Genomic DNA, 7,492 nt, shown 5'->3' with positions numbered 1-7,492 from the left:
CCCCACGACGTGACTTCCGCGGGTGAGAGCGGCAATGCCGCCCCCCTCATCCGCCCTTCGGGCACCTTCTCCCGCGAGGGGAGAAGGGTTCGCCGGCCGCTGCCACCTGAACAAGGCGCATGCGCGAGGTGAGCGGCCGTCCAGCCCGCATTCCCACCCGCCACGCTCCACCCTCGTTGCCCCTCCCCGCCCCCTCTGCTACATCCTCGCGCGACTTTCCCGAGGAGCCGCGCCCATGATCCCCCGCTATTCCCGCCCCGAGATGACCGAGATCTGGACGCCGGAGACCCGCTTCCGGATCTGGTTCGAGATCGAGGCGCATGCGATGGACGCGCTGGCCGAGATCGGCGTCGTGCCGAAGGAGGCCGCGAAGACCGTGTGGGAGAAGGGTAACGCGGCCGTGTTCGATGTCGCGCGCATCGACGAGATCGAGCGCGTCACCAAGCATGACGTCATCGCCTTCCTGACCCATCTGGCCGAATTCGTCGGCCCCGACGCCCGCTTCATCCACCAGGGCATGACCTCCTCGGACGTGCTCGACACCTGCTTCAACGTCCAGCTGGTGCGCGCCGCCGACCTGCTGATCGCCGACGTCGATGCCCTGCTCGCCGCCTGCAAGCGCCGCGCCTTCGAATACAAGGACGCCGTCTGCATCGGCCGCAGCCACGGCATCCACGCCGAGCCGGTGACCTTCGGCCTGAAGATGGCCGAGGCCTATGCGGAATTCGCACGCTGCCGCAAGCGGCTGGTCGCCGCCCGCGAGGAAGTGGCCACCTGCGCCATCTCCGGCGCCGTCGGCACCTTCGCCAACATCGATCCGCGCGTCGAAGAACATGTCGCCAAAGCCATGGGCCTTGAGGTCGAGCCGGTCTCGACCCAGGTGATCCCGCGCGACCGCCACGCGATGTTCTTCGCCACCCTCGGCGTCGTCGCCTCGTCGATCGAGCGGCTCGCCATCGAGATCCGCCACCTGCAGCGCACCGAGGTGCTGGAGGCCGAGGAGTATTTCTCGCCGGGCCAGAAGGGCTCCTCGGCGATGCCGCACAAGCGCAACCCGGTGCTGACCGAAAACCTCACCGGCCTTGCCCGCATGGTCCGCGCCTATGCCCTGCCGGCCATGGAAAACGTCGCCCTCTGGCACGAGCGCGACATCTCGCACTCGTCGGTCGAGCGGATGATCGGCCCGGACGCCACCGTGACCCTCGACTTCGCACTCGCCCGCCTGACGGGCGTCGTCGACCGGCTGCTGGTCTATCCGGAGCGCATGGTCAGCAACATGGACCGCCTCGGCGGCCTCGTGCACTCCCAGCGCATCCTGCTGGCGCTGACCCAGAAGGGTGTCAGCCGCGAGGATTCCTACCGTCTCGTCCAGCGCAACGCGATGAAGGTCTGGGACAGCTACCAGAAGGCCGGCGCCTCCGACGTCGACTTCCTCACCGAACTGCTGAACGACGCGGAAGTCCGCGCCGCCCTCTCCGAGGACGAGATCCGCGACCGCTTCGACCTCGGCTACCACACCAAGCATGTCGACACGATCTTCGCGCGGGTGTTCAAGGACTGAGGCAGGATCCCATGCGCATCGCCGTCGTCGCCGACATCCATGGCAACCTCGCTGCCCTCGAGGCGGTGATTGCCGATCTCGCAGGCATGTCGCCGGATCTCGTGGTCAATCTCGGCGACTGCGTGTCCGGACCGCTGGAGCCGGGACGGACCGCCGATCTGCTGATGTCGCTGGACTGGCCGACGGTGATGGGCAACCACGACCGCGCGCTGATCGACCGTCCGCGGCACGAGATGGGCGACTGGGACCAGCCCGCCTTCGACGAGATGACGCCTTCGCAACTGGACTGGGTGCGCGGCCTGCCGGCGACGCGGGTGATCGAGGGCGTGCTGCTCTGCCATGGCACCCCTTCGTCCGATTCCCGCTATCTTCTGGAGCAGGTCGTCGCCGGACACATGGTGCTGCGCGATCCGGCCGACATCGCCGCCGATCTGGACGGCGTGGCGGCGGAGGTGGTGCTCTGCGCGCACAGCCACATGCCGCGCCATGTCCTGCTCACCGACGGCCGGCTGGTGGTCAATCCGGGCAGCGTCGGCGCGCAGGCCTACCGCGACGACACGCCCTCGGACCACGTGATGCAGAATGGCAGCCCGCACGCCCGCTACGCGATCCTCGACCGCAAGGGCGCCGTCTGGACCGTCGCCCAGCGCTTCGTGGCCTATGACTGGAACGCGGCGGCCGACCGCGTGCTTGCCAAGGGCCATCCCGAATGGGAAAACGCCCTGCGCTTCGGCCGGATGGGTCGCGCCGACGCCAGTGACAAGGCCTGATCCGCCCCATGAAATCCTCCGACGCCGAAATCCTGATCATTCCCGGCTACAGCGACTCCGGTCCCGACCACTGGCAGACCCGCTGGGAGCAGAAGCTGACGTCCGCGCGCCGTGTCGTGCAGGCCGATTTCGAGCGGCCGGACCGCGCGGCATGGGCGGGGCGGATCGTCGAGGAAGTTGAGCGGGCAAAAAAGCCAGTGGTGCTGGTCGCCCATTCGCTCGGCGTGATCGCCGCGGTGGACGCCGCGGCCCGTCTCGCGCTGCCGAATGCGGCGGGCGTGCGGGTGGCCGGCGCCCTGCTGGTCGCCCCGGCCGACATCCGCCGGCCGGACGTGCCCGAGGCCGTGGCGACCGCCTACGGGCCGGGCGGGATCTCCTTCGATCCCCTGCCCTTCCCCGCGATGCTGATCGCCAGCCGCAACGACGTCTGGTGCGATTTCGAGGCCGCCGACGAGTTCGCCGCCGCCTGGGGCGCGGCCCTCGTCGACGCGGGCGACTCCGGCCACATCAATGCCGCCAGCGGCCACGGGCCGTGGCCCGAGGGCCTGACCCGCTTTGCCAATCTCCTGTCCCGGCTCTGACGCAAGCTGGCGACGGCGTCAGCCGCGCGCGGCGCTCAGCATCATCCGCGCCCCGGCTTCCAGATAGCCGGGGTCCGAGGCGATCGCGACGAGGTCATAGCCCGTCGCCGCATAGCCCTTGGCGACCGCCCCGGTGGCCGCATAGGTCGCGGCGAACTTGCCCGCGGCCTTCGCGCGGCTTGCGACATGACGCAGCGCCGCCACGGTTTCGGCCCCGTCCACCTCCGGTCCCCGCCCGCCCGAGAGCGTGAAGGAGAGGTCGTAGGGACCGACGAACACGCCGTCGATGCCGGGCACGGCGAGAATGTCGTCCAGCGCGGCCAGCGCCTCGCGGGTCTCGATCATCGCGAAGGCAAGGATCTCGGTGTTGGCCGTCGCCAGATATCCGGCGACATCGACGCCGCCCACCGCGCAGGCCCGGTTCGGGCCGAAGGAGCGGCGACCGAGCGGGGGGTATTTCATCGCGTCGGCGAAGGCGACCGCGTCGGCCACCGAGTTCACCATCGGCGCGATCACACCCAGCGCCCCGGCATCGATCAGCCGCGAGGCGGTGGCAAAGGCGCCGACCGGAATGCGCGCGATCAGCGGCACGCCGAGCGCACGCACCGGAAAGGCGGCGCGCACGAGGGCGAGTTCATCCGCCTGCCCGTGCTGCAGGTCGATGACGACCGTATCGAAGCCCGCGCGGGCGCAGGCCTCGGCCACGAGCGGTTCGGGCGAGCCGACCCAGGCCGAATAGCAGGGCACGCCGGTGCCGAGCCGGGATCTCAGCGAGACCCCGGCGCCGGAGTGGACGCTGGGCTCACTGCCCGGCCTGGATGTCGGCCACGGCCTTGGCCAGCAGCTCTTCCATGGTCCGGCGGATCTGGTGGTCCGACTGATCGACGGACTTGGCGTCGAAGTCGCCGCGGATCTTCTGGAACACGTCGTTGTCGCCGGCTTCCTTCAGGTCGGCCTTGACCACGGAGGCGGCATAGTCGTCGGCCGCCGGGCCGATAATGCCGAGCTTCTCGGCCGCCCACAGCCCGAGCAGGCGGTTGCGGCGGGCATAGGCGCGAAAACGCAGGTCCTCGTCGTGGGCAAACTTGTTCTCAAAGCCATCCTTGCGCTGATCGAAGGTGGTCATCGGCTCTCTCCCTCTGGTGCGAACAGCTCGTCGGCCGGACCGGCCGCGGCGCCTGCATGAATCGTGCTCCCAACAGGTGGCAAGATCAGCGCACTGGCGCAAGGTCGGACGATCACGAAGGGCTGCGACCGGACGATGACGGCGCGGCCGTCTCACCGTGCCGCCGGACCGTCCTCCGCCTGCCCCCTTGAACATCTCCCCGTCGGCCACGACCTGAGACCGGAACGGCCGCGCACGGCGGCCATGCGGGGCCTCGGCGCGCAGGGTCATTGTACTTTGACCCCGGATCGCGTAAGTTCCGGCCCGTCGAACGTCGGAAGCGGGCCTGTTCAGGACGGGCCCGCTTTTTACGCTTGAGCCGAGGCCACGGCCGTCGACCGAAACACCGACCCGGAGCACCACGGCACACATGGATTTCCCCAACAGACCACGGTACATCCCCATGAACCGGCGCCGTCGTATTTATGAAGGCAAAGCGAAGATCCTCTACGAAGGCCCTGAGCCGGGCACGCTGATCCAGCACTTCAAGGATGATGCCACCGCCTTCAACGCCAAGAAGCACGAAGTCATCGACGGAAAGGGCGTCCTGAACAACAGGATCTCCGAATACGTCTTCACCCAGCTCAACAACATGGGCATCCCGACGCATTTCATCCGTCGGCTGAACATGCGCGAGCAGCTGATCCGCGAGGTGGAGATCGTCCCGCTCGAGGTGGTCGTGCGCAACGTCGCCGCCGGTTCGCTGTCGAAGCGCCTCGGCATCGAGGAAGGCACGCAGCTGCCGCGGTCGATCATCGAGTTCTATTACAAGAACGACGCGCTCGACGATCCGATGGTCTCCGAGGAGCACATCACCGCCTTCGGCTGGGCCTCCCCGCAGGAGATCGACGACATCATGGCGCTTGCCATCCGTGTCAACGACTTCCTCGCCGGCCTCTTCCTCGGCGTCGGCATCAAGCTTGTCGACTTCAAGATGGAGTGCGGACGGCTCTGGGAAGGCGACATGATGCGCATCGTCGTCGCCGACGAGATCTCGCCGGACAGCTGCCGCCTGTGGGACATCGCCACCGGCAACAAGCTCGACAAGGACCGCTTCCGCCGCGACATGGGTGGCCTCGTCGAGAGCTACCAGGAAGTCGCGCGCCGGCTCGGCATCCTCAACGAGCAGGAGCCGCCCCGCACCGGCGGCCCGACGCTGGTGAAGTGATCCGTCGTCAGGGATAGTGAATGTGGAAGGCCGGGCCAATCGCCCGGCCTTTTCTTTTGTGCGGGGGAGCGATACGGATCTTGTCGGTGCAACCGGTGATCCTCTCCATGCAGCGAATCTCCCGCCGACACACGTTCCGCTCCTTGGCCGTCGCTTTCGCCCTCCTCGCCCTCGCCGGATGCAAGACAGGCGGCACGTTGGCGGATGGCCGCTATCATGCCGGTGACGGAACGGTCACGATCCCCAAGACACCGGGCACCGCCTTTTTCGGCGATCCGTCGTGGACCAACTGGACGTCCCCTTACGGCACCGAATTCTTCGCCTGCATGGCTGCCAGTTGCCAGGAAGGTGCGAAGGTCAGCTACCACAAGTTCATCTCGGCGCTGCGTCCGATCGATTGATCGTGGATCAACGCAAGTTGCCAGCAGAGCTGCGTGTCGGCAGAGCAAAAAATACCGGCCAAGGTCGCTTTGAGAGTTCCGAGGAACGTCCCATCGAGATGGCGATGACGGATGAAATCCTGATTGCCAGTTGGGAATACGAAGTCACCGTCAACAGCGATGGCACGAGCGACACACGCGAGTATTACGTTCGCGGAATTCTCGACAACGCTCGATACCGCTACAGCATTGTCAGCTCTTCACCACAAAAGACTTCGTCGATGAAGAACTACCGCCTCATGCAGAAGCGCCTGCTCGAACTGGCCCGCACGGAACGGTGACGGCGTCTGCAAGCCGCGGCTGATGCCCCGGCCGTCATGGCCGCGTTGCAACCACACGCCCTTCCCTTTTCCCCCCGTCCGCCGTAAAGAGGGCGCGAAAATCGGCTTTGCCGCATTGCCTCCCAACGCCCGGAAGATCCCATGAAAGCGCGCGTCACCGTCACCCTGAAGACCGGCGTCCTCGATCCGCAGGGCAAGGCCATCGAGGGCGCGCTCGGCGGCCTCGGCTTTTCCGGCGTGCTCGGCGCCCGCCAGGGCAAGATCATCGACCTCGATCTCGCCGAGACCGACCGGGCGAAGGCCGAGGCGGACATACGTGCCATGTGCGAGAAGCTCCTCGCCAACACGGTGATCGAGAACTATTCTGTCGAGATCAAGGGCTGAGACGGATCCTCACGGAGGCCGGCATGGCGGAAGTGACCAACGAGTTGATCTTCGAGACTGCGAAGTCCGTTCTCACACAGGTGTCGTCGCTTGGCACCAAGGTCCACGAGATGAAAGCGGAGGTTCAGGCGATCCGCGGCCACATGCTGGCGACCCAGCAGGACATCGCCAACATCTACGCGATCCTCGGCGACCAGAGCCACCAGATCGACCGCATCAACCGCCGGCTCGATCTCGCCGACGCCTGATCCTCCCTTCGGCCTCTCCCCTTTCGGCCCCCTGTTCGGAAAATCCCCATGCTCCGCTCCGCCGTCATCGTCTTCCCCGGCTCCAACCGTGACCGCGACATGGTCGCCGCGCTGACGAAGATCACCGGCACCGCGCCGGCCGTGGTCTGGCATCAGGACACGGACCTGCCCGACGTCGACCTCGTCGTGCTGCCCGGCGGCTTTTCCTATGGCGACTATCTGCGCTCCGGCGCCATCGCCGCCCGCTCGCCGGTGATGACCGCCGTGCGCGAGAAGGCGGCGCAGGGCGTGAAGGTGCTCGGCGTCTGCAACGGCTTCCAGATCCTCACCGAGGCGGGCCTGCTGCCGGGCGCGCTGATGCGCAATGCCGGGCTGAAGTTCGTCTGCCGCGAGGTGAAGCTGAAGGTGGCCAACGCCGGCACCGCCTTCACCGGCGCCTACATGCAGGGCCAGATCCTGCGCTGCCCGGTGGCCCACCACGACGGCAACTACTTCGCCGACGCCGAGACGCTGGCGCGCATTGAGGGCGAGGGCCAGGTCGCCTTCCGCTATGCCGAGGGCACCAATCCGAACGGCTCGCTGAACGACATCGCCGGCATCGTCAACGCCGCCGGCAACGTGCTCGGCATGATGCCCCATCCGGAAAACCTGATCGAGGCGCTGCACGGCGGCACCGACGGCCGCGGCATCTTCGAGAGCCTCGCCGCCTGAGCGACGGCCCTCCCCGATCATTTACAAAAGAATCGATTGCTATAATTAGTTATCTACATAAATAAATCATATCCCTTGTTGCTTATTACTAGGGTAAACTTCAATGAACACCAGCAACATAATTGGTGATTTAATTTTTACATCGATTGTATTAATATTTATGGGACTTACATTTAGGATAAT

Annotated in this window: 11 protein-coding genes; 9 read left to right on the top strand and 2 right to left on the bottom strand. The window is 66.4% G+C overall.

All coding sequences use genetic code 11. The annotated features are described in order from the left end of the window. The first annotated feature begins 235 nt into the window (after positions 1 to 235). The 3 genes from purB to A6302_RS18365 are packed head-to-tail and all read left to right on the top strand — an operon-like array spanning position 236 to position 2,912. Positions 236 to 1,561: an adenylosuccinate lyase gene (gene purB / locus A6302_RS18375; RefSeq protein ID WP_069308253.1), complete on the top strand. Its 1,326-nt coding sequence runs from the start codon at positions 236 to 238 to the stop codon at positions 1,559 to 1,561. 11 nt (positions 1,562 to 1,572) lie between these two features. Then, positions 1,573 to 2,331, top strand: a complete 759-nt coding sequence (locus tag A6302_RS18370; protein ID WP_069308252.1) for a metallophosphoesterase family protein — start codon at positions 1,573 to 1,575, stop codon at positions 2,329 to 2,331. 8 nt (positions 2,332 to 2,339) lie between these two features. Continuing rightward, the gene (locus tag A6302_RS18365; protein ID WP_069308251.1) at positions 2,340 to 2,912 is read left to right on the top strand and encodes an RBBP9/YdeN family alpha/beta hydrolase; all 573 of its coding nucleotides are present in this window, start codon (positions 2,340 to 2,342) and stop codon (positions 2,910 to 2,912) included. A gap of 18 nt (positions 2,913 to 2,930) precedes the next feature. Here the strand turns inward: A6302_RS18365 and A6302_RS18360 are convergent, their stop codons facing one another. Together A6302_RS18360 and A6302_RS18355 are read right to left on the bottom strand one after the other, a co-directional pair. Continuing rightward, positions 2,931 to 3,659 carry an HpcH/HpaI aldolase family protein gene (locus tag A6302_RS18360; protein ID WP_245294139.1) on the bottom strand — a complete coding sequence of 243 codons (729 nt, stop codon included), beginning with the start codon at positions 3,657 to 3,659 and terminating at the stop codon, positions 2,931 to 2,933. Positions 3,660 to 3,714: 55 nt separating this feature from the next. Next, complete coding sequence (locus tag A6302_RS18355) at positions 3,715 to 4,038, bottom strand: DUF1476 domain-containing protein (RefSeq protein WP_069308249.1); 324 nt, start codon at positions 4,036 to 4,038, stop codon at positions 3,715 to 3,717. Positions 4,039 to 4,480: 442 nt separating this feature from the next. On the opposite strand from A6302_RS18355, the gene purC reads away from it, so the two are divergent. From purC to purQ, 6 genes are all read left to right on the top strand, one after another. Then, positions 4,481 to 5,245, top strand: a complete 765-nt coding sequence (gene purC, locus A6302_RS18350) for a phosphoribosylaminoimidazolesuccinocarboxamide synthase (protein ID WP_069308248.1) — start codon at positions 4,481 to 4,483, stop codon at positions 5,243 to 5,245. Between the two features lie 86 nt (positions 5,246 to 5,331). Then, complete coding sequence (locus A6302_RS18345) at positions 5,332 to 5,646, top strand: hypothetical protein (RefSeq protein ID WP_141703926.1); 315 nt, start codon at positions 5,332 to 5,334, stop codon at positions 5,644 to 5,646. A gap of 2 nt (positions 5,647 to 5,648) precedes the next feature. Next, positions 5,649 to 5,966 carry a hypothetical protein gene (locus tag A6302_RS18340; RefSeq protein ID WP_141703924.1) on the top strand — a complete coding sequence of 106 codons (318 nt, stop codon included), beginning with the start codon at positions 5,649 to 5,651 and terminating at the stop codon, positions 5,964 to 5,966. A 141-nt stretch (positions 5,967 to 6,107) separates the two neighbouring features. After that, on the top strand, positions 6,108 to 6,350 hold the full coding sequence (gene purS, locus A6302_RS18335; RefSeq protein WP_069308245.1) for a phosphoribosylformylglycinamidine synthase subunit PurS: 243 nt from the start codon (positions 6,108 to 6,110) through the stop codon (positions 6,348 to 6,350). A 23-nt stretch (positions 6,351 to 6,373) separates the two neighbouring features. After that, on the top strand, positions 6,374 to 6,598 hold the full coding sequence (locus A6302_RS18330) for a hypothetical protein (RefSeq protein WP_069308244.1): 225 nt from the start codon (positions 6,374 to 6,376) through the stop codon (positions 6,596 to 6,598). A gap of 48 nt (positions 6,599 to 6,646) precedes the next feature. Continuing rightward, positions 6,647 to 7,309: a phosphoribosylformylglycinamidine synthase subunit PurQ gene (gene purQ, locus A6302_RS18325; protein ID WP_069308243.1), complete on the top strand. Its 663-nt coding sequence runs from the start codon at positions 6,647 to 6,649 to the stop codon at positions 7,307 to 7,309. Positions 7,310 to 7,492: the final 183 nt, after the last annotated feature.

The organism is Methylobrevis pamukkalensis, assembly GCF_001720135.1.
In the GTDB taxonomy this organism is placed as follows: Bacteria; Pseudomonadota; Alphaproteobacteria; order Rhizobiales; family Pleomorphomonadaceae; genus Methylobrevis; species Methylobrevis pamukkalensis.
Note: the sequence above shows the minus strand (reverse complement) of the source record. Positions and strands in the feature narration are given on the sequence as shown.